Below are 24,889 nucleotides of genomic sequence, written 5' to 3' on the forward strand. Positions count from 1 at the left end.
TAAATCGTAATAGGTCTAGTGATAATTCCAATGCAAGTATTTTTTTTGCAAAGATCGAACTTTACTTCAATTCTCACACAACTTTTAGGAATGATCCTTCGGAACCCTTCAAGGGTTAATTCAGATACTGCCACAACTGTGAATTTTACCCTTCGCAAAAAACTTTTTGATATTTTCCTACGGAATATTCAGACTTTGAATTAAACCTCAACGATATTTACCATATTTTCAAAGTAATCAAAAGAATTTTTTAGGGGGATTTTTCCCCTTTTACGGGATTACGTAAAGAAGTAACATATATTTTTATATACATTTAAAACCTAGACATCAAAACTAAAATGATAGGAACAAAAAAATTTAACAAATACGACCGTATAGCCTTCAGAATAGTAGTCGGTATTATAGTTGTTTTTGGAGCGTTGTTTATGTACAGTACTTGTACTGATTCAACGGGCGAAAGGAAACAAGACAACAAAATGCTCGCCTATAATTATGCTGAAGACTTTGTAAAAAAGAGGTTGAAATCTCCATCGACTGCAAAATTTCCCGGATTATACGAAAAATCAAAACACGTAACGCCGTTAGGCGGACGTGAGTATAAAATCAATTCATGGGTCGATAGTCAAAACGGCTTCGGTGCTATGATAAGAAGTAATTTTTCTTGTAAAATAATATTTGAAGGAAATTCGGTTAGAGTTGAAAACTTAAAAATACAATGATTATGAAAAAACTACTCCTAATTACATTATTGTTGTCTTTTGCATCAAACGCTCAAGAATTCGAATTCGATTCGATAGTAAATTACAATTCTGACAAAGACATTTCAAAAGAAGCTGAAAAAATACTAGCTTCAAATGCGGTCAATCTGTACAAAACAAATAGGGAAATCCAAGGCTTTGTTTCAGGAAAATCCAAAAGAATAACTTTATTATCTGAGGAAAAACAAGAAAACACTGGGCTGTCATACGTTGGGGAAAGTGAAGTAATTGCAAGTGCAATGTACAAATACGAAGGCACACAAATGGGATGTATTCGTGTAATGTTCATTAATTATGATATTTCTTTGAAGTTTAAAGAAGATAGGTACAAAATCGAATTAAGCAATTACAATTATTCGCATTATAACAATAAAACCTCTGATGCTGTTCAAGTATATGGAATGAAAGATGTAGGACCATGCAGAAGTAAAAATAGTATTGAGGACTTTATAAATAATTGTAAAAGGTGTAAAAGGCAAAAAAGGGATTTAGTGGAATACCTTACAAAAGATGCAAAAGAAACAATTAAAACAATTGCTTCAGAAATGGACGAAAGATTAAATGAAGATGATTGGTAATAACTCTATGAGTTTTACCCTTCGCAAAAAAAACTTTTGATATTTTCCAATTTTTTTGTCCTTTTGAGTTAAGTTAACGAAATTACTATCTTTGTGTAAAACAAACAGCAATGGCAGAAATAACCTTAAAATATGATGCTCGTAATAGCCTAGCTAAAAAGACTTTAGACTACATACTTTCTTTGGGCGTTTTTGAAAAACAAACCCCTTTGGACAAGCTTATAGATGAAGCCGAAAAGGATATAAAGGCCGGTAATGTGGAAAGAGCGGAAAACGTTGAAGAATGGCTGGAAAATTTGAGTTAGATTTTACTAAAAAAGCCAAAAAGGATATCGCAAATCACTTAAAATCCGGAGGAGAAAGTGCAAAAAAGCGTTTATCCCAATTGTTAAATGAACTCAAAGAGCATCCTGAAACCGGTACAGGCAAACCCGAAAGACTAAAGTACAATCGAAAAGGCTATTGGTCACGTCGCATCAACAAAAAAGACCGTTTAATTTACAAAATAGAAAATCATATTGTTACTGTTACTGTGGTTTCAGCAATGGGGCATTATGATGATAAGTAGAAATTACATCTTCTGAAAAAATGTTTTTTATCAAAAGAAACAATGAACATCACCCGTCTCCTCCTTTTTACTTGCTTGATCGTTGTATGTACACAATGCAAAAAGAAAAACGCTTCAGAAAAAATTATAATTGAAAAATCGGTTGACTCCCGAAAACAACCGGCGGATATAAAAATTCCAAATGGAATGGTTTGGATTCCGGGTGGCCATTTTACCCAGGGAGCCAGAAATGGAGACCAAATGGCACTTGACCATGAAAAGCCCGCCCACCCGGTACATATTAATGGCTTTTTTATGGATAAAACGGAAGTAACCAACAAACAATTTACAAAGTTTGTTGAAGCGACAGGTTATATAACCGTTGCCGAGCGTCCTATAGAGTGGGATGAAATAAAAAAACAAGTCCCCCCGGGAACTCCTAAACCTCATGATTCTTTGTTACAACCTGGTTCTTTGGTCTTTAAAAAGACAAAGGGCAGTGTGCCTAATCTGTATGATTTCTCGCAATGGTGGGAATGGAAAGTCGGAACCAACTGGAAACACCCAAAAGGTCCGGGAAGCTCCATTGAAGGAAAAGAAAACTACCCCGTTGTCCATATCGCTTATGAAGATGCCATCGCTTATTGTAAATGGGCAGGAAAAAGACTTCCCACTGAAGCCGAATGGGAATTTGCAGCTAATGGCCGTTTAAAGAGCTCCTTATACGCTTGGGGAGACGATATTGAAAAATTAACTAGCGGGGCTAACACGTGGAATGGCGAATTTCCTCCCCAGAACAGCAAAGATGATGGCTATGAAAACAAAGCTCCTGTAAAATCATTCCCTCCCAATTCTTTCGGACTGTACGAAATGTCCGAGAATGTCTGGGAATGGACACAGGATTGGTATCATATCAATTATTACCAACAAGCATTAAATCAAGGGAAAATAGACAATCCCAAAGGGGCTCTACAAGCACATAACCCTGCCAATCCCTGCGTTCAGGAAAAGGTCATTAAAGGCGGCTCTTTTTTATGTAGTGCCAGTTATTGTGCCAGTTACAGGATTTCTGCCAGAATGGCTACTGCCACAGACTCCGGTCAGGAGCACTTAGGGTTCAGGACTGTTGCAACTCCCGATACGCTTCGTGATTAAATCTATCCATAAAACTCCCTTAGTAAGACAAATAAACACAATGTTGATTTTATAACATAATTATTAGCCAAAGTCCTAAAATAGATTTGTTAATTAAATAATAAAAAATACATTTGCGGCTTATTTTAAACAAGTCTAAATAAATGAAATTTTTCACACTAATCACAGCTTTTTTATTGTCATTTTGCGCATTTTCCCAAACAGAACTAAAAGGGAAGGTAACCGATGAACAAAACCAACCAATTTATGGTGCCACCATCTATATTGCAGCATTGCAACAAGGCACAACAACAGATTACAACGGTAATTATGAATTGCCTAATATTGAAGAAGGAATTTGGGAAGTCACTTTTCGAATGTTAGGCTATCAAACCCAAACTCAAAATTTAACCTTCACAGAAGGCGAAACTACTTCATTTACAGCAGTGTTAAAGGAAGACTTAAGCAGTTTAGATGAAGTTGTTGTTTCTGCCAGTAGAAATTCTGAATATCTTTCAGAAATCCCTGCTTCAGTAAGCGTTGTTAATGAAATTGAATTACAAGAGTTTTCAAAATCTACAACAAACATCAGTGAGATATTAGAGTTTACGATACCAGGTTTAGCGGTTTCTACGGGAACATTCTCCAACTGGGGACAAACATTACGCGGACGTTCACTCTTGGTAATGGTTGATGGAATTCCGCAATCTACACCTTTAAGAAATGGACAATTAGGGATCAAATCCATAAGTCCAAACGACATTAGTAGAGTTGAAGTCATTAAAGGTGCTACATCAATATTTGGTAATGGTGGTAGCGGTGGTTTTATAAACTACATTACCAAAAAACCAAATGCCACTAAAAAAATTGAAGGCTCTACCAACGTTTGGGGTACATCTAACTTAGCAAAAACTAAAGATGCTTTTGGTTTTGGTGTATACCAGTCTTTAAAAGGAAATCTGGATAAATTCAACTATTATGTCAGTGGTAGTTACGAAAGAACCGGCAATAAGTATGATGCCGACGGTGTTCCCATCCTCCCTACTTACGGACTTGATAACACAAATATTTACAGTACACTGGCAAAATTAGATTATCAAATTTCTGATAATCAAAAAATAACCTTCTCCGGAAATTTATACAAATCGGCTCAAGACACTCCTTTTATTCCGGTTCCTGGAGAATTTGAAGTTTTTAATGAAGAAGGAGATTATTCGTTAACTGCCGGTTACGGTGTTGAAGGTTCTGTAGAAGGCCAAGAGCCAACAGGATCCACACTTATAAACGGGCAATTAAAATACAACTTAAACGATATTTTTTCCGGTACTACCGATTTTACAACCGATCTTTATATTCAAAGTACAGAAAACATTTTCTTCTATTCCGATAAATTTGAAAATGGAGGGCAATCTGTTATCAATGCTGATAAATACGGACTTAGACCTAATTTCAACACAAGAATTAACACCAATAGTTCTACAGATATTTCATTGACTTATGGTATAGATTTCCTTAAAGACAAAACCAATCAAGGGCTTTTAGACGGAAGGTTATGGGTGCCAAATATAAAAATGTTCAGTTGGACACCTTACCTACAATCTACTGTGAAATTTGATAGTGAATGGGTTATAAAAGCAGGTCTGAGATATGATGATATGAATATGAATATTGATGATTATAACACGCTGCCTTATTCTCCCTTAGGTGATGGAAATTACAATCCTTCGGTTGCTGTTGAAGGTGGTAAAATAGGGTTTAACAACCTGGCATTCAATGCAGGAATACGTTATATCAAGCACCAAGAGTTCATTCCTTACGTAAGCTATTCACAAGGATTTTCTATCGCTGATTTAGGCTCTGTTTTGCGTTCAGCAACTGCCGATAACATAAATGATATTCAATTAGAGCCTGCAGTGACGAAAAACTATGAATTTGGTTTTTTATCTAAGTTCAATAATTTCAAATTAGAAGCCGTCGGTTATTACAGCACGTCTAACTTGGGAACAGGTGTTGTTTTTGATGAAGACATCAATTCTTTTGTCCCTTCTAAACAACCACAAAATATTTATGGTGGTGAAATAGCTATTGATTATTTCACTTATGACAATAAAATACAAGTAGGTACTTCTTATTCTTATGTGGAAGGGACAACTCATAACGCCGGGAACGACAACAACTTAATTTATCTCGGAGGTGATGTTATTGCTGCACCCAAATGGACTGCCTATGTGACCTGGAAGCCTACTGAAAAAATAAGTACATCATTGCGAATGACCAATTTAGGTGACAGAGAGCGATTTGACCCGTATTTAGATGACAATGATAATTACACATATAGGCACACACAGTTTCCTGTTTCAGGATATACCTTGCTTAATTTTTCGTTTGCTTATCAACTGCAATCTAACATGTCTGTTTCTTTAGGTATCAATAATCTATTAAACGAATATTACCTGCCGGCAAGATCACAATGGGCTGCCCCATTAAGATCGTTCACAGGTTCAGGCGAAGGCACCAATGCCAAATTAAGCCTTCATTATAATTTTTAATATAACTGAACAACCAATGTTAGTATATTTGCTAGCATTGGTTGTTTAAAGTTTTTAATATATCCTTTGCTGTCATTTAATAAAACAATACGGAAAATTCACCTTTGGTCAGGGATTACCTGCGGACTTATTGCGTCCTTCTCTGGGCTTACAGGTTCACTATATGTTTGGCAACCTGAAATAACAGCTGCTCTTAATCCCGAATTATTAAAAGTTGAAAACATAGAAGATATTGAAGATGCTGCGATTTTAAAATCGGTAGCATCATTAATAGAAACTCATAAGGATAACATAAATCAACAACCTCCGGGCAAGTCCACAAAGCATAAACCGGAAACCTATAAAAACATTTCGACGCAAGCCTGCCTGTTCGGCAGACAGGCGTCGGAACATTATAAATCTCACTTGGTGAGTAAAATTTTTCTGCCCTACCGTGAACAGCAAACCATTTCCATTCAGTTTAAAAACGGAAAAACAAACTACTACCATCCCCTAACTAATGAATTTCTAGGTGAAAAATCGGCTTCAATCTCATTTTTTGAAAACCTATTGAATCTTCACCGTACTTTAGGTGTTCCCAAAATAGGCAAATATATTATAGGAACAAGTGCTGTAATATTCTTTCTCTTCATATTAACTTCGGGAGTTTATATCTGGTGGAAAGTTTATGCTAAAAATTTACGAGAAGGATTTAAAATAAAATGGAAAAGCAAAAAAAGGAAGTTTAACTTCGATTTACACAAAACATTCGGAATCTATTTTTTTATTCCCCTTCTTATCATAGCTTTTACAGGTGCTTATTTCACTTATAACACCTACTACAAATCAGCTTTAAAAATTTTTGATGGAGATCCTAAAACGAGCTTAAACCATCAACAAAAACAAGTTGTAAAAGATTCTTCAATCTTTAATGAATTATTATCAAACACTAATGAAAGTTATGCTTTACGGGCTATTTATTTTCCTCAAGACAAAACAGCCCCATATCGGTTCAGATACATAGAAGATCGCTATATAAAAGCAGGGTTACGAAAAACCAAAGAGGTAGAAATAAGTGCTAAAGGAGAAATAACAACCTTATCAGATTTTAGATTCGATTCCAATAGTAACCGTATAGCAGCTCAGTTCTACCCTATTCATATCGGGGAAATTGCAGGTGTTTATGGCAGGATTTTGGTCTTTATCTCCGGACTGGTGCCACTGGTATTATTTATCACCGGTTTCAGAATGTATAGATTGAAAAAGAGTAAAACCAAAAAAAGACTTAAAAAGAAAAGGGATTAAGTATTTTTTTGATTAAACTAGGATGCTATAAAGTTTAACCTGGGATTTTTTCAGGTAATTATCACAACAAAAGAAGTAATGAAAATAATTCGTCTATTCGTTTTTATCTGTCTGGCTGTTCTATGCACTCAATGTAAAAAGAAAAACACTTCAGAAAAGATTAAAACTGAAGAATCCATTACTGATTTCCAAAAACAACCAAAGGACATAAAAACTCCAAAGGGAATGATTTGGATTCCGGGTGGCAATTATACTCAGGGAGCCAGAAATGGAGACCGAATGGCGCTTGACCATGAAAAACCTGCCCATCCTGTTCGGGTTGATGGTTTTTTTATGGATAAAACAGAAGTAACCAATAAACAATTCGAAAAATTTGTTGAAGCAACAGGATATGTAACCGTAGCTGAACGCCCTATAGAATGGGAAGAAATCGAAAAACAAGTACCTCCTGGGACTCCCAAACCACATGATTCTTTGTTACAACCCGGTTCTTTGGTTTTTAAAAAGACAAAAACCAGTGTACCTAATCTGTATGATTTTTCACAATGGTGGGAATGGAAAGTCGGAGCCAATTGGAAACATCCGAAAGACCCGGGAAGCTCCATTGAGGGCAAAGATGATTACCCCGTTGTCCATATCGCTTATGAAGATGCTATTGCTTATTGTAAATGGGCCAGAAGAAGGCTTCCCACGGAAGCCGAATGGGAATTGGCAGCAAATGGCAATTTAAGAAATTCACTATACGCTTGGGGTAATGATATTGATCAACTAACTCATGAAGCGAACACGTGGAATGGCGAATTTCCTACCGAGAACAGCAAAAATGATGGTTATGAGAACAAAGCCCCTGTAAAATCCTTCCCTCCTAACTCTTATGGACTCTACGAAATGTCCGGAAATGTCTGGGAATGGACACAAGATTGGTATGACATCAATTATTACCAACAAGCATTGGATCAAGGAAAAATAGATAATCCAAAAGGAGCTGCACAAGCCTATAATCCTGCCAATCCTTACGCTCAGGAAAAGATCATTAAAGGCGGCTCTTTTTTATGTAATGCCAGCTATTGCGCCAGTTACAGAATTTCTGCCAGAATGGCTACTGCCACAGACTCCGGTCAGGAACATTTGGGGTTTAGGACCGTTGCAACTCCCAATATGCTTAGTGATTAAATCAGCTACAACCCTTTAGCTTTAAGGACAAATCATGCAACATAAGGTAAGCACCCCATAAACTGTAACAACATCTATGTAATTACAAGCTTAGCCATACCTAATTGGGATGCTACATTCTATATTTTTAGTATTCGATCTATAATTGAGCGACTTCGTTATTTATTGATCAAGAACTACAAATAATCCCGTGTTCAAGCCCTCTTAATTCGGCCAACCCTCTTAACCTTCCTATGGCGGAATAACCGGGATTGGTTATTTTTTCTAAATCGTCCAGCATTTGGTGACCATGATCCGGGCGCATGGGCAGTCGGTAATCTTCCCTTCCTTGTGCTATTCGCTTTTGTTGTTCGTTAATGAGCGCCTTCATCACGGCATACATATCCACATCGCCATCAAGATGATCGGCTTCGTGGAAGTTGCCTATTTCATCCCGTTTTGTCGCCCGTAAATGAACAAAATTGATACGATCACCCAATCGTTCTACCATTCCCGGTAGATCGTTATCTGACCTAACTCCATACGATCCCGTGCAAAAACACAATCCGTTGTACTTGCTATCTACAGCATCCAACAACTGTTTGGCATCGGCTTCGGTGCTCACCACTCTGGGAAGCCCCAAAATAGGGAAAGGCGGATCGTCGGGATGTATCGCCATCAACACACCCGCTTCTTCAGCTACGGGAATGATCTTTTTTAAAAAGTCATATAGATTATTTCTTAATGCAGTATCACCTAGCTCGCTATATTCATCGAGTACTTTTTGGAACTGTTCAAGGGTATAACCTTCTTCCGCTCCCGGAAGACCAGCAATGATATTATTTATCAATGTTTCTTTTTCTTCCGAAGTCATGGTATCGAACAACTGTTCTGCCTTTTCCTCTTCAACATCGGTGTAGTTCGTTTCTGCCCCGGGTCTTTTCAGTAAAAACAACTCAAAAACCGCAAAATGTATTTTGTCAAACCGCAGCGCACGCGAACCATCGGCCACTTCATAGGCGAGGTCTGTACGCGTCCAATCGAGTACGGGCATAAAATTATAGCAAACTGTATCGATACCGCACTGACCTAAATTTACAATACTCTGTTTGTAATTCTCGATGTAGCGTTTGTAATCCCCGCTTCGCTTTTTAATGTCTTCATGTACCGGGATGCTCTCCACAACCGACCATGTTAATCCGGCTTTTTCGATATGTTTTTTTCTTTTCTCTATCTCTTCAACCGACCATACTTCGCCATTCGGAATATGGTGTAATGCCGTTACAATTCCGCTTGCCCCGGTCATTTTTATATGCGAAAGTGATACAGGGTCTTTTGGTCCGTACCACCGCCATGTTTGTTCTAATCCTTGCATGTATTCAATTTTTTTAAACGCCATTATAGGCACAAAATCCTCCGTCCACTGCTACTGTGGTTCCTGTTACAAATCGTGAAGCCGGATCGCACAGCCATAACAAAGTGCTCACCAGGTCTTCCGGATCTCCAAAACGTTCCATCGGGGTTTGTGATAAGATTTTATTGCCCCTGTCGGTTAAACTTCCATCTGTATTGGTCAACAGGGTTCGGTTTTGTTCTGTTAAAAAGAAACCCGGCACTAGGGCATTCACCCTAATCCCTTCCTTTGCAAAATAAACCGACATCCATTGGGTAAAGTTGCTGATGGCCGCTTTGGCAGCACTATAGGCGGGCACTTTGGTAAGCGGTAAAACGGCACTGACTGAAGAAATATTCAGAATACTACAATCTTTTCTACCGATCATATCCTTTGCGAATACTTGTGTCGGCAAAAAGGTGCCCATAAAATTAAGTCGGAAAACGTGATCCATTCCGTCCAATTCCATATCAAAAAATGTACGGGCATCTTTTTGGTTTTCTTCGGAATAAAACTCCTGTGAGGTCGTTCCATCGGGATGATTTCCCCCTGCACCATTGATTAGGATATCCACCGGGCCAAGTTTTTTGTTTATCTTCGCGTGGGCAGTAACAAGTGCCTCTTTGTCGCAAACATCTGCACTTATCCCGATAGCAATTCCACCTGATTTGTTAATTTCATCTGCCAATGTATTCGCTTTATCTAAATTCCGGCCCAAAACGGCTACTTTCGCTCCCTTTGAGGCCAATGCTCGGGTCATGGTTGAACCCAAAACTCCCGTTCCGCCGGTTACAACTATTACTTTGTCTTTTACTCCTTTGAACATTATTTATATGACTTTAAGTTTTTTGGTTTCTATTTGTTATTCTGATGTAAAACATTTCAAACAATAATAACAATAAAATACCAATACATACACTTTGTTTTGTCATAAACATAACAAAAATTTCAATGAGAGTTTTTATGTTGATTTTTCGATAGTCAACCAGATGAATCAGCTCAGAAGTTCATGACACTCAAAGCCCAAGCTGGATACTTTATTTTTTACATCTTTCAAAAGTGCTTCCGACGCACATTCCACCCGAAGGATATTTTCCCAATCTTCCAAATCTACATTCACATCGTAAATTCCTTCAATCTTCAATAGTTCTTCACAAACCATTTCCTCCTTGGAATAGTTATCGATGTTAGAAGCAAACACCAACACTCTTTTAATTGACTCATTATCATTATTTAATATCAACGATTTCATAAATAAAACATTAGTCTGGTTAGCACAATTATTCGCTTTGCAGATAAGTAATCCACTTATAGAAAATGTTACATTAAACAAGTGTTAAAAATTATAAAAGATCATTATTTACAAAAAACTACCTATGGACACCATTTTTACATCTACGCCCATTTGTTTAAACAATCGTTATATATCTGCATAAAATGCCCGCATTACCGTAGAAATACTTAATTTTATACGCTCATATGTCATTCGACATTCCTACAAGATCAAGAAACGTGAAAATAGGTATTACGGCAGACCACGCAGGATATAAACAAAAGGAAAAACTGAAGCTTTTCCTTGAGAAATCCGATTATCATTTTACGGATTTTGGAGCTTTTTCCCACGATCCCGATGATGATTATTCCGATATTATCATTCCCTTGGCCGAAGCCATTTCCAAAGGGGAAATAGACAAAGGAATCGCTATCTGCGGAAGTGGTGTGGGCGTATCCATTGCTGCCAATAAATTTCCGGGAGTACGCGCTGCGCTGATCACCGAAACCTATTCTGCCCATCAAGGAGTGGAACACGACCATATGAACCTGATTTGTGTAGGCGGACGGGTGTTAGGGCTATCGCTCATTACAGAAATCATCGACACATTTTTAAAAGCTGAATTTGTGAACGATGAACCCCGTTTTAAAAGGCGATTAGATAAAGTTATCGCCATTGAAAACAAGAATTTCAAAAAGCATTGATATAATACAACATAAAAATTGACTATGGAAAATTTTGACTTTGGTATCGTTGGTTTGGGAGTTATGGGGAGAAACTTACTTCTGAACATGGCAGACCACGATTTCTCGGTAGCCGGACTCGACCTTGATGCCGAAAAAGCAGCTTCCCTTGAAAAAGAAGCAGACGATAAACACACTATAAAAGGCACAACTTCTGCCGAAACCTTTGTAAAACTCATCAAAAAACCAAGAGCCATTATGCTTTTGGTACCTGCCGGAAAACCTGTTGACAGCGTTATCGACTCCCTCCTTCCTTATTTGGAAGACGGAGATATTGTGGTTGATGGAGGAAATTCATATTTTGAAGATACCAACCGTAGGGTGAAATCACTTGCTAAAAAAAACATCCACTATTTTGGGATGGGAATCTCCGGAGGAGAAAAAGGAGCTCGTTTTGGCCCCAGCATGATGCCGGGAGGTGATAAAGATGCATACGAAAGACTACGTCCTATTTTTGAAGCTGTCGCTGCCAAAGTGGGTGGAGAACCTTGTGTTACCTATCTCGGACGTGGTTCTGCCGGGAATTACGTGAAAATGGTTCACAACGGTATTGAATATGCCATTATGCAACTCATTGCCGAAACCTATGACGTCTTAAAACGAGGATTCGGTTTTGAAACGGCTCAAATCCAACAACTTTTTGAAGAATGGAATCAGTCGGAGTTACAATCTTATTTGCTTGAGATTACCGCTGTTATCCTTAAAAAAGAAGATCCGAACACCGGAAAACCATTGGTTGACCTGATTTCTGATACTGCCAAAGCCAAAGGAACCGGAAAATGGACGTCGCAAAACGCTATGGAAATACAAGCTCCGGTACCATCCATCGACCTTGCCGTGGCGATGCGCGATATTTCAAAATACAAAGAGGAACGTGTAGAAGCTGCGTCTAAACTAAGGTGGAACGATTCAACTGAAACGGTGAACAACGAAGAAATCAAAGCCCTTTTTAAAGATGCTTTCCATTTTGGAATGCTTACCATCTTTGCCCAAGGAATGGCACAACTGAGTATTGCTTCCAAAGAATTTGATTATGGTTTGAACTTAGAAGAAGTAGCCAAAATATGGCGGGGAGGTTGTATTATCCGTGCAGCTGTTCTTGAAGACTTCAGAAAAGCGTATAAAAACAATCCGGAATTGCCTAACCTGTTATTGGACGAGGAACTCTCATCACAAATACTTCCCCGCCAAAAAGCCATGCGTTCCGTTGTAAAAATCGGTATAGGCAAAGGAATTCCGATGTCGGTTTACACCGCTACTCTGTCTTATTTTGATGCCTACCGAAGTGAAAGCTTGCCAACCAATATCATCCAGGCACAAAGAGACTATTTTGGAGCCCATAAATATGAACGTATAGATAAAGAAGGAGTTTTCCATACTGAGTGGGAAAACTGATAGATTTTAAACGCATGAAAACAAATAAAAAAGCTACACCCACAGTTATTGTTATTTATGGCGGTACCGGTGACCTTGCTAAAAGAAAACTAATCCCGGCATTTTACAATCTTTTTATCGAAAACTGGATGCCCGAGAATTTTGCCATCTACGGATTGGGAAGAACAGAATTGACAGATGATGAGTACAGGAAGGAATTGTACGACGGACTTTCAGAATTTTCGAGAAGTGGAACTCCCGAAAAAGAGCAATGGGAGCGTTTTAAAGAGTCCCTACACTATTTTCCATCGAATATCAATGATGAGAAATCCTATAAAGAGCTGCTATCAAGGCTTGAAGAATATGATACGGAATGGAATGGAAGAGCCAACCGCTTGTTTTACCTCTCGGTTTCCCCTCGATTTATCGAAACACTTAGCCTGAACATCAATAAAAGTGGTTTAGCAACTGATAAAACCAAAGACCGAATCATTATCGAAAAGCCTTTTGGTTATGATAAGGAATCAGCTGTGGCGTTGAATCAAATGCTCACAAAGACCTTTGATGAGGAACAAATTTTCAGAATTGATCATTACCTCGGAAAGGAAACTGTACAGAACATCCTTGCTTTCCGTTTTGCCAACACCTTGTTTGAACCCTTATGGAACCGAAATTATATCGATTCTGTTCAAATCACCGTGGCCGAAAAAGTGGGGGTTGAAGATCGAGGCGGCTATTATGAAGGTGCAGGAGCGCTTCGCGATATGATCCAGAACCACCTCTTGCAGATATTGTGTATGGTGGCTATGGAACCACCGGCTTCTTTTGACGCAGAGGAAATCAGAAACAGAAAATTTGACGTCCTTCGCGCCGTTCGGCGTATCAAACCAGAGGAAGTTAACCATTATGCCGTAAGAGGACAATATTCTGAAGGTTGGATAGAAGGTGAAAAAGTGTCCGGTTATAGAGATGAAAAAGGTGTTGATGAAAAATCAAATACTGAAACTTTTGTCGCTATCAAATTCTATTTGGATAACTGGCGTTGGCAAAATGTACCTTTTTATTTGCGAACAGGAAAAAGAATGCAAGAAAAAACATCGTCAATCACCATACAATTCAGACCAGTGCCACACGCTTCCTTTCCATCAAACCAAACAAACAGTGTTACTCCCAATAGACTAACGATCAATATTCAGCCTCAAATGGATATTTTACTTCGGTTTATGAGTAAGCGTCCCGGTTTGGAAATGAATCTCAATTCTTCAGAAATGGTGTTCGATTATGATACTGCTTCCACTCAAACCCCAGAAGCATACGAAACTTTGCTGCTCGACGCCATGTTGGGTGACACTACCTTATTTATGAGATCAGATCAAATTGAAGAAGCCTGGGATGTGATCTCCAATATCCAAAAAGTTTGGGAAGACAAAGGTTCGGTAGATTTCCCGAATTATCCTGCCGGAGGTTGGGGGCCTGAAAACGCAGAAGCCTTGATCGCAAGACAGGAACATGTTTGGGCAGTAAACACACATTCAAAAGACAAAAAGAAATGATTCAAGTTTTTAACAATACAAATACCTTAAACAAAAAAGCAGCTGAATTTTTTATAGAAAAAGCTCAGGAAGCCATCAAAAAGCGTAATAAATTCACCGTTGCCCTGACCGGAGGCTCTTCTCCCAATGGGTTATACCAATTACTGGCTTCTTCTCCATACAAAGAGGAAATCGATTGGAGCAAGGTCTTTGTTTTTTGGGGGGACGAGCGCTGGGTACCGATAGATGATGAAAAAAGCAATGCCGGAGCGGCATATAAAAGCTTTTTAAACCACATTCTTGTTCCTGAATCCAACATTTTCCCAATGTGGAAAAAAAATGTGGAACCGGAAGCCTATGCCCTTGCCTATGAAAAATTGCTTGAAAAGCATTTGGAAGATGGGGAAGTTTTTGACCTTATCCTCTTGGGTATGGGTGACGACGGACATACCGCATCATTATTTCCCGGAGAAGAAATTCTAAAAGAGGAAAACAAAAAAGTGGATGCCTATTTCTTGGCACCGCAGGATATGTACCGCATTACATTGACTGCCCCTTTGATCAATAAAGCCAGGAAGATTGTATTTCTTGTTTTTGGTGAAAAGAAAGCCAATGCCCTCTATCAAGTAGTTCAGGGAGAAAGAAATAGTAACCTTTACCCTGCTCAACTTATCCATCCCGAAGCCGGAAAGGTTATTTGGATGGTCGATGAAAAGGCATCGAACAGATTGAAATTAAAGTAATTGTTCCATTAACAAAACATACACCCTCCTTTTGACAGATCGTTAAAAAGGAGGGGGTATTATTTTAACATTTTCTTTTGATCACTAGCAAAATCGCTTTATATTTGCCCCCGAAATGAAAAACACAGCACACACACACAATTACAACCTTCCTGCGGTTACTCCGCCCTAAATAGCTGTGTGTCTATTCATATCCATTCCTTTTTAAACAAATTCAATTTTATTTTTAATTATATAGATAAGAACATTTCCATTCTTATTTAACCATCAACAATTACTATGAAGAAGTATCTGAATCTATTTGATTTCAAACAAAAAGTAAATTATAAAACAGAGGTTTTATCAGGTTTGACCGTAGCCTTGGCTTTGGTCCCTGAAGCAGTGGCTTTTGCTATGATTGCCGAATTATCGCCTTTGACAGGTTTATATGCTGCCTTTGTTATGGGGCTTGTAACCTCTATCCTGGGTGGTAGGCCCGGAATGATCTCGGGAGCAACAGGAGCCGTTGCTGTGGTTATTGTTGCACTCGCCAAATCACATGGTGTAGAATACGTGTTCGCCACTGTTGTCCTTGCAGGTATTATACAAATTCTTGCAGGAGCTTTCAGACTTGGGAAATTGATGCGTTTAGTGCCCTTACCCGTGGTTTATGGGTTTGTAAATGGTCTGGCTATTATCATTTTCATGTCGCAGTTGGATCAATTTAAAGATGATTCAGATCACTGGTTGACCGGAACACCGCTTTATATCATCCTCGGACTTGTTCTGCTTACCATGCTGATCATTTGGGGGCTTCCAAAGCTTACTAAAGCCATTCCGGCTTCCTTAACAGCTATCTTGGTTATATTCGGTATCGTTGCTTTCTTCGGTATTGAAACCAAAACAGTAGGAGATATTGCTTCTATAAAAGGTGGTTTTCCTCCGTTCCATATTCCCGATATGCCTTTTACTTGGGAAACTTTAAAACTGATTTTTCCCTATGCAGGTATTATGGCCGGAGTGGGATTGATCGAGAGTTTATTGACCTTGGAGCTAATTGATGAAATTACTGAAACCCGGGGAAGGACTAATAAAGAGGCTGTTGCTCAGGGTACTGCAAACATTTTATCCGGATTTTTCTCCGGAATGGGTGGTTGTGCCATGTTGGGCCAGAGTTTGATTAACATATCATCAGGAGCAAGAGCAAGACTTTCAGGAATTGTCGCTTCTGTAGCCTTATTGATTTTTATTATGTTTGGTGCGGGGCTTATCGAGCAATTGCCTATGGCAGCTCTTACAGGACTAATGATCATGGTCGCTATTGGTACCTTTGAATGGGTAAGCTTTAAAATCATCAATAAATACCCGAAATCTGATATTATTGTAGGGATGCTTGTAGCCTTAGTAACCGTTTTATTACACAACCTGGCTTTGGCAGTACTAATTGGTGTTATCATTGCCGCGTTAGTCTTTGCTTGGGACAGTGCAAAACGTATTCGTGCCCGAAAACACATTGATGAAGATGGGGTGAAACACTACGAAATTTACGGGCCTTTATTCTTTGGCTCGGTTCAAATGTTTAATGATAAATTTGATGTCTTGAACGATCCCGAAAAAGTGATTATCGATTTTAAAGAAGGGCGTATCGTGGATATGTCGGGTATCGAAGCCGTAAACAAGCTCACTGAACGCTATCACAAAGTGAACAAAAAGGTGTATATTTCCAATCTGTCAAGTAGCAGTCATAAGCTTTTGATCAAAGCAGACGAAGTGATCAAGGTCAATGTTTTGGAATCCAAAAAAGCATAGTATAATAGAGAATGTTCAAAAACTATAAAATCAGATGTCATACTGAGCCTGTCGAAGTATAATTCAATGACATCTTCGACAAGCTCAGGGTGACAAATCAAATCATCATAAGTTTTTTGGACATTCTAATTTATTACTCAATCTTTTACTTATGTTAGACAAAACACTTTTTATTGAAAAGGTAAAGCAGGAAATTTCCAAATTGGAAAAAACCATCGCTTTGTACAAAGGCATGACCAATCCGGTTTCTCCGGATAATGCCATTGGTCGTGTGTCGCGTATGGATGCCATTAACAATAAAAGTGTGAATGATGCTGCTTTGCGTGAAGCTGAACAACGTCATAAAAAAATGCTACTCGTACTGGAAAAAGTAAATGATGCCGATTTTGGTATCTGCAGGAAATGTAAACAACCCATTCCGGAGGGAAGACTTCTCATCAGACCGGAAAGCGTTTTATGTGTGAATTGTGCTCAATAAAACGCCTTTTATCACTACAAATTATCAACAGTGTTAAAATTCTAAATTATTTCTTAAAAACCTTCAAAGTATAATAGGGGTTTTATATTTTCGTGGGTTTTAAAATCAACTACCTCGGGGTAAGCCTACGAGGTATTCAAATGAATAAACCTTAACACATTTCGATATAGAACATCGAGAAATAAGACCCACTTAGTGGGATTTAAATTTTTGTTATTATGAAGAAACGCTTTTTGTTACTGTTCCTTACAGTTTTTACCTATTCGCTATCAACACATGCCCAAGAAACCGGTGAAAAAAGATTAGGTGCTTGGTATATGTATTTTGGAACAAATAAAATTTCTGAGGATTTCAGCATCCATACAGAAGCACAGTTTCGTTTTTATGAAGTAGCCGATAATTTTAATCAGTTGTTGCTACGTACAGGACTTAACTATCATTTTTCTCCAAATGCCATTGCTACTTTTGGTTATGGTTTTATTTCAACCGATGGTACTTTTGAAGATTTTCCTTCGGAAGAAAATAGTACAGAGCATCGTATTTATGAGCAGTTCATCTTAAAAAACTCCATAGAAAAATTAAAATTTGAACACCGATATCGTTTGGAACAACGTTTCATTTCATATTTAGATGAAAACGACACCCAACACCGAGCCCGTTACCGTTTACAACTCACCTACCCCTTGAGTGAAAAATGGTTTGTGAATGTATATGATGAGGTATTTCTCAATCTACAAGATGAAGTTTTCGGACAAAACCGTTTGTATGGGGCCTTGGGGTATAAAGTGAACTCAAAATTAAGTCTACAAGCCGGTTATTTGAAAAATCATTTTCCAAACGGAAAGTTTGACAGGCTACAATTGGCAGTATTTTTCAACCCGGATTTTACAAAATCATGAGCTAATCCGGCTGACACAAATCACATACCCCTTTAATCAAAAGATCCAATTGCTCCGCCTCATAACCGCGGGGCAATTCTATTTTTGGGATTTTATGATCGGTAAGACAAACTGTTTTTTTACAATCATTACAGAAAAAATGTAAATGTAGGTCGTTGTGTTTTTCACCTGAGCAATCACTTTCGCACAAGGCATATTTTGTGGTTCCCGTACCATCTTCAATAGCGTGGACGAGTCCTTTTTGCTGAAAAGTCTTTATGGTTCGATACAAGGTCGTCCGGTCTATTTCCATAGACAAGCCTTCTTTCTCCAAAAAAGCATTTTCAATATCTGTAAGTCCGACAGCCTCATCCAAACCCGTAAGATAATTGTAGATCAACAAGCGCATGGCCGTAGGCCTTACCTTGTTTGTTTTTAATATGTTTTCAACCTTCTCCATCTCTTAATAATCAACTGTCTCGGGGTATTGGGGAAACTTGCCTGAAGCCTGCCTGCCGGCAAAGGCAGGGCAGTCAGGTTAAACCCACTTAGTGGGATTCATCACATAAATATCGGTTAAACAGTCGGTTTTTCACAGGGAACTTATCATAAAAAAATCGTAAAAAGAAAGAAAATCGGCTTCAATTTCCAATTTTTTGTACATTTGTGCCTGTATATGAAAACTGTACTGCATAAAATAGCATCATTTTTTATGGCACTCATTGTGCTCTTCTCTACCCTATCTTTTACGGTAGACATGCATTATTGTGGGGATTCGCTTATTGATGTTGCTGTACTGAAACCCGCAGAAACCTGTGGAATGGTAATGCATATGAATGCTGATAAAACCATTTCAGAAAACAAATGCTGTACAGACGAACAAATTGTGGTCGAAGGCCAAAAAGAGCTAAAAACTTCCTTTGAAAAGCTTTCTTTCGATCAACAAGTCTTTTTGACTGCATACATATTCACTTCACTGAACCTTTTTGAAGGTTTGAAAGAGAATATCATTCCGTTTCAACATTATACTCCGCCACTTCTGGTCACGGAGATACTGATTGAAAACGAGACTTTCCTTATTTGATTTATTAAACAATTGTGGTCGGTAAAACGGCTGCCCAATACTTGACACATTTAACTATCGTGCACTTAAAAAGTGTGTATAAATTGTTTAATAAAATTACTCATGCTAAATAAAAGCATCAAATTCTTAATCGAAAATAAATTAGTAGCAGTGCTACTGCTCATCCTTTTTACAGGTTGGGGTGTTATTCACGCTCCTTTTGATTGGGATACTGGTTTTTTACCCAACGATCCCGTTGCGGTAGATGCCATTCCCGACATTGGTGAAAATCAGCAAATCGTTTCCACAGCTTGGGATGGAAGATCGCCACAGGATATCGAAGATCAGATTACCTACCCGCTTACCTCTGCCCTTTTGGGCATTCCCGGGGTAAAAACCATCAGGAGTTCGTCCATGTTCGGGTTTTCAAACATCTATATCATTTTTGAAGAGGATATAGAATTTTATTGGAGTCGAAGCCGGATTCTTGAAAAACTGAATTCACTGCCCAACAATTTACTCCCCGAAGGTGTCAATCCGGCATTAGGTCCGGACGCCACCGGATTGGGACAAGTATTTTGGTACACGCTTGAAGGCCGTGATGAAGACGGAAACGTGACCGGAGGATGGGATTTGAACGAACTCAGAAGTATACAGGATTACTACGTAAAGTATGCTTTGTCCTCTGCAAGTGGGGTTTCAGAAGTGGCTTCTGTCGGCGGATTTGTGCAGGAATATCAAGTGGATGTTGATCCCGAATTGATGAAACAATACAACATCGATTTGCAACAGATCGTCAAAGCCGTAAAAAGCAGTAATCGTGATATAGGCGCACAAACACTGGAGATCAATAAAGCCGAATATCTAGTTCGCGGATTGGGCTATGTTAAGTCCATTGCAGACATTCAAAATGCTGTTGTGACTTCAAAAGACTACACTTCCATCCGAATAAAAGATGTGGCGAAGGTCTCATTAGGGCCTGAAGACAGAAGAGGGATTCTAGACAAAGAAGGCGCCGAAGTCGTAGGTGGTGTTGTCGTATCGAGATACGGTGCTAATCCACTGGAAGTGATCAATAATGTCAAAGAAAAAATCACTTCCCTCAGTAAAGGCTTGCCTTCAAAAACATTAAAAGACGGACGTACATCACAACTTACTTTGGTTCCTTTTTACGATCGTACCATCCTTATCAAAGAAACTCTCAATACGTTAAACGAAGCCCTCACATTGGAAATTTTGGTTACTATTTTGGTTATCGTCGTTATGGTTTTCAATCTTCGGGCTTCCATCCTTATTTCAGGATTATTGCCAGTGGCGGTGTTGATGGTTTTTATCAGCATGAAACTCTTTCATGTCGATGCCAATATTGTGGCACTATCAGGTATTGCCATCGCTATCGGAACCATGGTCGATGTCGGTGTTATCCTATCGGAAAACATTATCCGGCATTTGGATAATTCAGATGAAAAAACACCAATCAACACGGTGGTTTACAATGCTACCGTTGAAGTTTCAGGCGCTATTTTGACAGCAGTGCTCACCACCATTATCAGTTTTATTCCTGTATTTACCATGATTGGCGCCGAAGGAAAACTCTTTCGTCCGCTTGCATTTACCAAAACTATGGCACTTACGGCTTCTATTTTAGTCGCTTTATTCCTTATTCCGCCATTTGCAGCATTTTTATTCAGGAAAAGAAATTTAAAAACGAATTTTCGTTTTATTCTCAATATTGTTTTGATTCTGATGGGCATCCTTGCCATAGTTTTCGGATACTGGTTAGGTTTGGCCTTAATCGCTTTTGGCAGTGTTTCTCTTTTATTCCAAAGAGAAAAAATCACAAAAAAACAGGAGAATCAGCTTTATATTTTGGTATCCATAATCACCATCGTGATGCTGTTGGCTTCCTATTGGCGACCTTTAGGCGTTGATACACACTTTATTTGGAACCTCTTGTTCGTCGCCATTATATGTTTTGGCTTGCTAGCTATTTTTAATGTTTTTAGTAAATATTACACCCGTATTTTAACTTGGGCAATGGAAAACAAGCTCCTATTTTTATCAATTCCAGGAGTATTGCTCGTTTTGGGAGTCAGTATCATGTCGAATACCGGAAAAGAGTTCATGCCTTCACTTAACGAAGGATCTTTCCTCTTGATGCCCACCTCAATGCCGCATGCCGGGGTAGAAGAAAACAAACGGGTGCTGCAGCAATTGGATATGGCCGTTGCCAACATCCCAGAGATTGAAACCGTTGTTGGAAAAGCAGGAAGGGTGATTTCGGCCCTGGATCCGGCCCCACTTTCTATGTATGAAAATATAGTTCAGTACAAACCAGAATACATCTTGAATGAAGGTGGGGAAAAACAGCGTTTTAAAGTAGATGAAAACGAACAATTTGTTCTAAAATCCGGTGGTTTAGTTTCAAATCCGAATTCCGAAGAATACAAAAACAGTCCGATTCACTCCCAAATAGGTTTCAATGATTTGATCCCGGATGACGATGGTGAATACTACCGAAATTGGCGCCCTGAAATCAACTCCCCGGATGACATCTGGAACGAGATTGCAGCGGCTACAAAACTTCCGGGTGTAACCTCCGCACCAAAATTACAACCTATTGAAACCCGTTTGGTAATGCTTCAAACCGGAATGCGGGCTCCTATGGGGATCAAAATAAAAGGAACCGACTTGAAGACCATTGAAGATTTCGGCATCCGATTGGAAGAGATTATCAAGGACGTGGAAGGCGTTAAAGAAGAGGCTGTTTTTGCCGATAGAATCATTGGGAAACCTTATTTATTGATCGATATTGATCGCGAACGCATTGCCCGATATGGTATTTCCATTGAAAAAGTTCAGGACATACTGCAAGTGGCAGTAGGTGGAAAAGTACTCACAAAAACTGTGGAAGGCAGGGAACGTTACAATATCAGGGTGCGTTATCCACGGGAATTGCGCTCCAATCCTTCCGATCTTGAAAATATTTATATCCCTGTTGAAAACGGCAGTCCGGTTCCGTTAAGTGAGCTCGCCAGCATACGATATGAACAAGGACCGCAGGTCATCAAAAGTGAAGATACTTTTCTCGTTGGTTATGTGCTGTTTGACAAAGTGGATGGCTTTGCCGAAGTTAATGTGGTTGAAGATGCCCAAGAACGCATCAATCATGTCATTGAAAGTGGACAACTTACAGTTCCCCAAGGAATTAACTATGAGTTCACAGGCACCTATGAGAATCAGTTACGGGCAGAAAAAACCTTGTCTGTCGTGGTGCCTTTAGCCTTGCTCATCATCTTTTTGATACTCTATTTCCAGTTTAGGTCTGCTACTACTTCCTTTATTGTTTTTAGTGGTATTGCAGTAGCCTTTTCAGGTGGATTTATTTTGATCTGGTTGTACGGACAAAACTGGTTCCTCAATTTTAGTTTCTTTGGAGAGAACCTGAGGAACCTCTTCCAAATGCACCCCATCAACCTGAGCGTGGCAGTTTGGGTCGGATTTATTGCGTTATTCGGAATTGCCACAGACGACGGCGTGGTGATGGCTACCTATCTGACACAGACCGTCAACAGAAACAAACCAAAAAACATAAAAGAAGTGAGGGCTGCTGTTGTTGAAGCAGGTCAAAAACGAATCAGGCCTTGTTTAATGACTACAGCCACTACCCTGCTGGCATTATTGCCGGTATTGACCTCTACCGGACGGGGAAGCGATATTATGATCCCTATGGCCATTCCAAGTTTTGGCGGAATGCTCATAGCCCTTATTACCCTCTTTGTTGTACCAATATTGTTTGGGTGGAAAGAAGAAATATCAGTTAGAAAGCTGGAAAACAACCTTGAATTAGAAAAAAATGAATCATAAAAAACATATTCGTTATTGGATGTTAAGCCTTGGATGCTGGCTGATTAGCATAAATATTCAAGCGCAAGATTTAAATACCTACATCCAAACGGCACTGGAGAACAATCCGGACATTCAGGCGTTTGAATTGCGCTATAACATCGCTGAGGAAAAAACAAACGAATCAGGGACATTACCCAATACCCAGTTTGGTGCCGGGTATTTTGTAAGCGAACCGGAAACCAGAACAGGTCCGCAGCGGTTTAAGCTTTCTGTAAAGCAAATGCTCCCTTGGTTTGGTACCATCACCGCAAGGGAAAACTATGCGAGTTCCCTTGCAGATACTGAATATGCTGAAATTGCCGTTGCTAAGAGAAAATTGGCACTTTCCGTATCACAATCCTATTACAAATTGTATACGCTACAGGCAAAACAAGCTGTTTTAGAAGAACAACTTGAACTGATTGAGCAATATGAACAGTTGGCATTGACCGGTGTTGAAACAGGGAAAACCTCGACCGTAAAGGTATTTCAGTTGCAAATACGGGAAAATGAGCTCGAAAAACGGCAAAAAATCCTCGAACAAGAGTTTTTGAGTGAGCAAACTACGTTCAATTCATTGTTAAACAGGGCTACCAAAACAGAAGTTGTTGTGGCAAACAACTTGGATATTCCCGACAACGAACAAGAAGCCTTATCTGATAGCCTTGAAGCACATCCGGAGTTGTTGAAGTATGATGCTATGTATGATGCGGTAGTGCAATCGGAGACGCTCAATCAAAAAGGCGGAGGACCAGACTTGGGTATTGGCTTGGATTATATCAATGTTGCAGAACGTACCGATATGGATTTCAACGATAACGGCAAGGATATTTTGATGCCTATGGTCTCCTTGTCCATTCCTATTTTCAATAAGAGCATTCGTTCAAAGACAAAACAAAACGAACTGAAACAACAGGAGATCACAGCACAAAAACAATCTCGGACCAATCAACTGAACTCCTATCTTGATACGGCCATCAACAATAAAGTTGCTGCCAAAATAGATTATGAAACACAACTAAAGAATATAGAACAAGCCAAAAATGCTGAAGAGATTTTGATTAGGAATTTTGAAACCAAAACGCTCGACTTCAATGATGTTTTGGATATTCTTGAACTGCAATTGAACTTTCACCTCAGCAAGATAGAAGCTATTAAAACTTATTATTCACAAATCGCAATTATTAATTATATCACAAATCGTTAAATTTATAGAGTTATGAAGTACTTCAGAAAAAAACAAATCGTACTGCTTATTGCATTAGGTATTTTTACCATTGGTTGTAAGGATGCCAAAAAAGAAAATCAAGAGACCGCTATTGCCTTTCAGAGTGAATTGACCGACAAAGTTTTTCAACATTATATGCACATTAAAACTGCGCTGACAAACGGCGATGTTCAAGAAGCGAAAAATGGTGGAGATATGTTGGCAAATACCATCAGTAATAATTATGTAGATATCTCAACCTTGAGCAAGAAAATCGCTTCAAGCAGTGATATTGAAGTGCAAAGAGCTGCTTTTTCCAAACTTACATCCGCTATTATACCGGTTTTGGAAGCCAATATTTCTGAGGGTGAGATCTACAAACAATTTTGTCCGATGGCATTCAACAATAATGGCGGATATTGGTTATCCGACAGTAAAGCGATACAAAATCCGTACTTTGGCGATAAGATGCTTACCTGTGGAGAAGTAAAAGAAACCATAAATCCCACAAAATAACAGCTTGTTAA

At 38.9% G+C, this 24,889-nt stretch carries 23 protein-coding genes; 19 read left to right on the plus strand and 4 right to left on the minus strand.

From position 1 onward, the window contains the following. Nucleotides 1-338 precede the first annotated feature (338 nt). From OOZ15_RS04110 to OOZ15_RS04145, 8 genes are all read left to right on the plus strand, one after another. A complete protein-coding gene (locus tag OOZ15_RS04110) occupies nucleotides 339-719 on the plus strand; it encodes a hypothetical protein (protein ID WP_265954549.1) in 381 nt (126 codons plus the stop codon). A 2-nt stretch (nucleotides 720-721) separates the two neighbouring features. Next, on the plus strand, nucleotides 722-1,336 hold the full coding sequence (locus tag OOZ15_RS04115) for a hypothetical protein (protein WP_265954550.1): 615 nt from the start codon (nucleotides 722-724) through the stop codon (nucleotides 1,334-1,336). Nucleotides 1,337-1,446: 110 nt separating this feature from the next. Beyond that, the gene (locus OOZ15_RS04120) at nucleotides 1,447-1,641 is read left to right on the plus strand and encodes a hypothetical protein (protein WP_265954552.1); all 195 of its coding nucleotides are present in this window, start codon (nucleotides 1,447-1,449) and stop codon (nucleotides 1,639-1,641) included. Further along, nucleotides 1,620-1,904, plus strand: coding sequence for a Txe/YoeB family addiction module toxin (locus tag OOZ15_RS04125; protein WP_265954554.1), 285 nt, complete (start codon nucleotides 1,620-1,622; stop codon nucleotides 1,902-1,904). The genes OOZ15_RS04120 and OOZ15_RS04125 overlap by 22 nt, the downstream gene beginning before the upstream one ends. Nucleotides 1,905-1,946: 42 nt before the next feature. After that, nucleotides 1,947-3,038 carry a formylglycine-generating enzyme family protein gene (locus OOZ15_RS04130; RefSeq protein WP_265954555.1) on the plus strand — a complete coding sequence of 364 codons (1,092 nt, stop codon included), beginning with the start codon at nucleotides 1,947-1,949 and terminating at the stop codon, nucleotides 3,036-3,038. Between the two features lie 143 nt (nucleotides 3,039-3,181). After that, nucleotides 3,182-5,566 (plus strand): TonB-dependent receptor, encoded by a 2,385-nt coding sequence (locus tag OOZ15_RS04135; RefSeq protein ID WP_265954556.1) that lies wholly within the window; start codon nucleotides 3,182-3,184, stop codon nucleotides 5,564-5,566. Between the two features lie 66 nt (nucleotides 5,567-5,632). After that, nucleotides 5,633-6,850, plus strand: a complete 1,218-nt coding sequence (locus OOZ15_RS04140) for a PepSY-associated TM helix domain-containing protein (RefSeq protein ID WP_265954558.1) — start codon at nucleotides 5,633-5,635, stop codon at nucleotides 6,848-6,850. A gap of 78 nt (nucleotides 6,851-6,928) precedes the next feature. After that, the gene (locus OOZ15_RS04145; protein WP_265954559.1) at nucleotides 6,929-8,023 is read left to right on the plus strand and encodes a formylglycine-generating enzyme family protein; all 1,095 of its coding nucleotides are present in this window, start codon (nucleotides 6,929-6,931) and stop codon (nucleotides 8,021-8,023) included. Nucleotides 8,024-8,192: 169 nt separating this feature from the next. Here the strand turns inward: OOZ15_RS04145 and uxuA are convergent, their stop codons facing one another. From uxuA to OOZ15_RS04160, 3 genes are all read right to left on the minus strand, one after another. Then, nucleotides 8,193-9,377 carry a mannonate dehydratase gene (gene uxuA / locus OOZ15_RS04150; RefSeq protein ID WP_265954560.1) on the minus strand — a complete coding sequence of 395 codons (1,185 nt, stop codon included), beginning with the start codon at nucleotides 9,375-9,377 and terminating at the stop codon, nucleotides 8,193-8,195. Nucleotides 9,378-9,390: 13 nt separating this feature from the next. Further along, nucleotides 9,391-10,221: an SDR family oxidoreductase gene (locus OOZ15_RS04155; protein WP_265954561.1), complete on the minus strand. Its 831-nt coding sequence runs from the start codon at nucleotides 10,219-10,221 to the stop codon at nucleotides 9,391-9,393. Between the two features lie 168 nt (nucleotides 10,222-10,389). Continuing rightward, entirely contained in the window at nucleotides 10,390-10,647 is a 258-nt protein-coding gene (locus OOZ15_RS04160) for a hypothetical protein (RefSeq protein WP_265954562.1), read from the minus strand. A gap of 260 nt (nucleotides 10,648-10,907) precedes the next feature. On the opposite strand from OOZ15_RS04160, the gene OOZ15_RS04165 reads away from it, so the two are divergent. From OOZ15_RS04165 to OOZ15_RS04195, 7 genes are all read left to right on the plus strand, one after another. After that, nucleotides 10,908-11,372, plus strand: coding sequence for an RpiB/LacA/LacB family sugar-phosphate isomerase (locus tag OOZ15_RS04165; RefSeq protein ID WP_265954563.1), 465 nt, complete (start codon nucleotides 10,908-10,910; stop codon nucleotides 11,370-11,372). 24 nt (nucleotides 11,373-11,396) lie between these two features. Continuing rightward, on the plus strand, nucleotides 11,397-12,806 hold the full coding sequence (gndA, locus tag OOZ15_RS04170) for an NADP-dependent phosphogluconate dehydrogenase (RefSeq protein WP_265954564.1): 1,410 nt from the start codon (nucleotides 11,397-11,399) through the stop codon (nucleotides 12,804-12,806). 14 nt (nucleotides 12,807-12,820) lie between these two features. After that, the gene (zwf, locus tag OOZ15_RS04175; RefSeq protein WP_265954565.1) at nucleotides 12,821-14,338 is read left to right on the plus strand and encodes a glucose-6-phosphate dehydrogenase; all 1,518 of its coding nucleotides are present in this window, start codon (nucleotides 12,821-12,823) and stop codon (nucleotides 14,336-14,338) included. Next, entirely contained in the window at nucleotides 14,335-15,060 is a 726-nt protein-coding gene (pgl, locus tag OOZ15_RS04180; protein WP_265954567.1) for a 6-phosphogluconolactonase, read from the plus strand. Before zwf ends, pgl begins: the two co-directional genes overlap by 4 nt. 279 nt (nucleotides 15,061-15,339) lie before the next feature. After that, complete coding sequence (locus OOZ15_RS04185) at nucleotides 15,340-16,848, plus strand: SulP family inorganic anion transporter (protein ID WP_265954569.1); 1,509 nt, start codon at nucleotides 15,340-15,342, stop codon at nucleotides 16,846-16,848. 151 nt (nucleotides 16,849-16,999) lie between these two features. Next, complete coding sequence (locus tag OOZ15_RS04190) at nucleotides 17,000-17,326, plus strand: TraR/DksA family transcriptional regulator (RefSeq protein WP_265954570.1); 327 nt, start codon at nucleotides 17,000-17,002, stop codon at nucleotides 17,324-17,326. Between the two features lie 218 nt (nucleotides 17,327-17,544). After that, nucleotides 17,545-18,225 (plus strand): DUF2490 domain-containing protein, encoded by a 681-nt coding sequence (locus OOZ15_RS04195; protein WP_265954572.1) that lies wholly within the window; start codon nucleotides 17,545-17,547, stop codon nucleotides 18,223-18,225. 1 nt (nucleotide 18,226) lies between these two features. On the opposite strand, the gene OOZ15_RS04200 is transcribed toward OOZ15_RS04195, so the two are convergent. Next, entirely contained in the window at nucleotides 18,227-18,664 is a 438-nt protein-coding gene (locus OOZ15_RS04200; protein WP_265954573.1) for a Fur family transcriptional regulator, read from the minus strand. A gap of 216 nt (nucleotides 18,665-18,880) precedes the next feature. Between OOZ15_RS04200 and OOZ15_RS04205 the strand changes: the two genes are divergently transcribed. The 4 genes from OOZ15_RS04205 (at nucleotide 18,881) to OOZ15_RS04220 (ending at nucleotide 24,878) form a co-directional block, all read left to right on the plus strand. Then, nucleotides 18,881-19,288, plus strand: coding sequence for an HYC_CC_PP family protein (locus tag OOZ15_RS04205; protein ID WP_416337309.1), 408 nt, complete (start codon nucleotides 18,881-18,883; stop codon nucleotides 19,286-19,288). Nucleotides 19,289-19,390: 102 nt separating this feature from the next. Continuing rightward, entirely contained in the window at nucleotides 19,391-23,134 is a 3,744-nt protein-coding gene (locus OOZ15_RS04210; RefSeq protein ID WP_265954575.1) for an efflux RND transporter permease subunit, read from the plus strand. Further along, the gene (locus tag OOZ15_RS04215) at nucleotides 23,124-24,362 is read left to right on the plus strand and encodes a TolC family protein (protein ID WP_265954576.1); all 1,239 of its coding nucleotides are present in this window, start codon (nucleotides 23,124-23,126) and stop codon (nucleotides 24,360-24,362) included. The genes OOZ15_RS04210 and OOZ15_RS04215 overlap by 11 nt, the downstream gene beginning before the upstream one ends. A 12-nt stretch (nucleotides 24,363-24,374) precedes the next feature. Further along, complete coding sequence (locus OOZ15_RS04220) at nucleotides 24,375-24,878, plus strand: DUF3347 domain-containing protein (RefSeq protein ID WP_265954578.1); 504 nt, start codon at nucleotides 24,375-24,377, stop codon at nucleotides 24,876-24,878. Nucleotides 24,879-24,889 lie beyond the last annotated feature (11 nt).

The organism is Galbibacter kalidii (genome assembly GCF_026241135.1).
Taxonomy (GTDB): domain Bacteria; phylum Bacteroidota; class Bacteroidia; order Flavobacteriales; family Flavobacteriaceae; genus Galbibacter.

Excerpts from the sequence above, each read along its gene's own strand:
- OOZ15_RS04155 (WP_265954561.1), bottom strand. The coding sequence starts at position 10,221 with ATGTTCAAAGGAGTAAAAGACAAAGTAATAGTTGTAACCGGCGGAACG.
- OOZ15_RS04200 (WP_265954573.1), bottom strand. The coding sequence starts at position 18,664 with ATGGAGAAGGTTGAAAACATATTAAAAACAAACAAGGTAAGGCCTACG.
- gndA (WP_265954564.1), top strand. The coding sequence starts at position 11,397 with ATGGAAAATTTTGACTTTGGTATCGTTGGTTTGGGAGTTATGGGGAGA.
- OOZ15_RS04135 (WP_265954556.1), top strand. The coding sequence starts at position 3,182 with ATGAAATTTTTCACACTAATCACAGCTTTTTTATTGTCATTTTGCGCA.
- OOZ15_RS04115 (WP_265954550.1), top strand. The coding sequence starts at position 722 with ATGAAAAAACTACTCCTAATTACATTATTGTTGTCTTTTGCATCAAAC.
- OOZ15_RS04220 (WP_265954578.1), top strand. The coding sequence starts at position 24,375 with ATGAAGTACTTCAGAAAAAAACAAATCGTACTGCTTATTGCATTAGGT.
- uxuA (WP_265954560.1), bottom strand. The coding sequence starts at position 9,377 with ATGCAAGGATTAGAACAAACATGGCGGTGGTACGGACCAAAAGACCCT.
- OOZ15_RS04185 (WP_265954569.1), top strand. The coding sequence starts at position 15,340 with ATGAAGAAGTATCTGAATCTATTTGATTTCAAACAAAAAGTAAATTAT.
- OOZ15_RS04120 (WP_265954552.1), top strand. The coding sequence starts at position 1,447 with ATGGCAGAAATAACCTTAAAATATGATGCTCGTAATAGCCTAGCTAAA.
- OOZ15_RS04210 (WP_265954575.1), top strand. The coding sequence starts at position 19,391 with ATGCTAAATAAAAGCATCAAATTCTTAATCGAAAATAAATTAGTAGCA.
- zwf (WP_265954565.1), top strand. The coding sequence starts at position 12,821 with ATGAAAACAAATAAAAAAGCTACACCCACAGTTATTGTTATTTATGGC.
- OOZ15_RS04195 (WP_265954572.1), top strand. The coding sequence starts at position 17,545 with ATGAAGAAACGCTTTTTGTTACTGTTCCTTACAGTTTTTACCTATTCG.
- OOZ15_RS04145 (WP_265954559.1), top strand. The coding sequence starts at position 6,929 with ATGAAAATAATTCGTCTATTCGTTTTTATCTGTCTGGCTGTTCTATGC.
- OOZ15_RS04130 (WP_265954555.1), top strand. The coding sequence starts at position 1,947 with ATGAACATCACCCGTCTCCTCCTTTTTACTTGCTTGATCGTTGTATGT.
- OOZ15_RS04205 (WP_416337309.1), top strand. The coding sequence starts at position 18,881 with ATGAAAACTGTACTGCATAAAATAGCATCATTTTTTATGGCACTCATT.
- OOZ15_RS04160 (WP_265954562.1), bottom strand. The coding sequence starts at position 10,647 with ATGAAATCGTTGATATTAAATAATGATAATGAGTCAATTAAAAGAGTG.
- OOZ15_RS04125 (WP_265954554.1), top strand. The coding sequence starts at position 1,620 with ATGGCTGGAAAATTTGAGTTAGATTTTACTAAAAAAGCCAAAAAGGAT.
- OOZ15_RS04110 (WP_265954549.1), top strand. The coding sequence starts at position 339 with ATGATAGGAACAAAAAAATTTAACAAATACGACCGTATAGCCTTCAGA.
- pgl (WP_265954567.1), top strand. The coding sequence starts at position 14,335 with ATGATTCAAGTTTTTAACAATACAAATACCTTAAACAAAAAAGCAGCT.
- OOZ15_RS04190 (WP_265954570.1), top strand. The coding sequence starts at position 17,000 with ATGTTAGACAAAACACTTTTTATTGAAAAGGTAAAGCAGGAAATTTCC.
- OOZ15_RS04215 (WP_265954576.1), top strand. The coding sequence starts at position 23,124 with ATGAATCATAAAAAACATATTCGTTATTGGATGTTAAGCCTTGGATGC.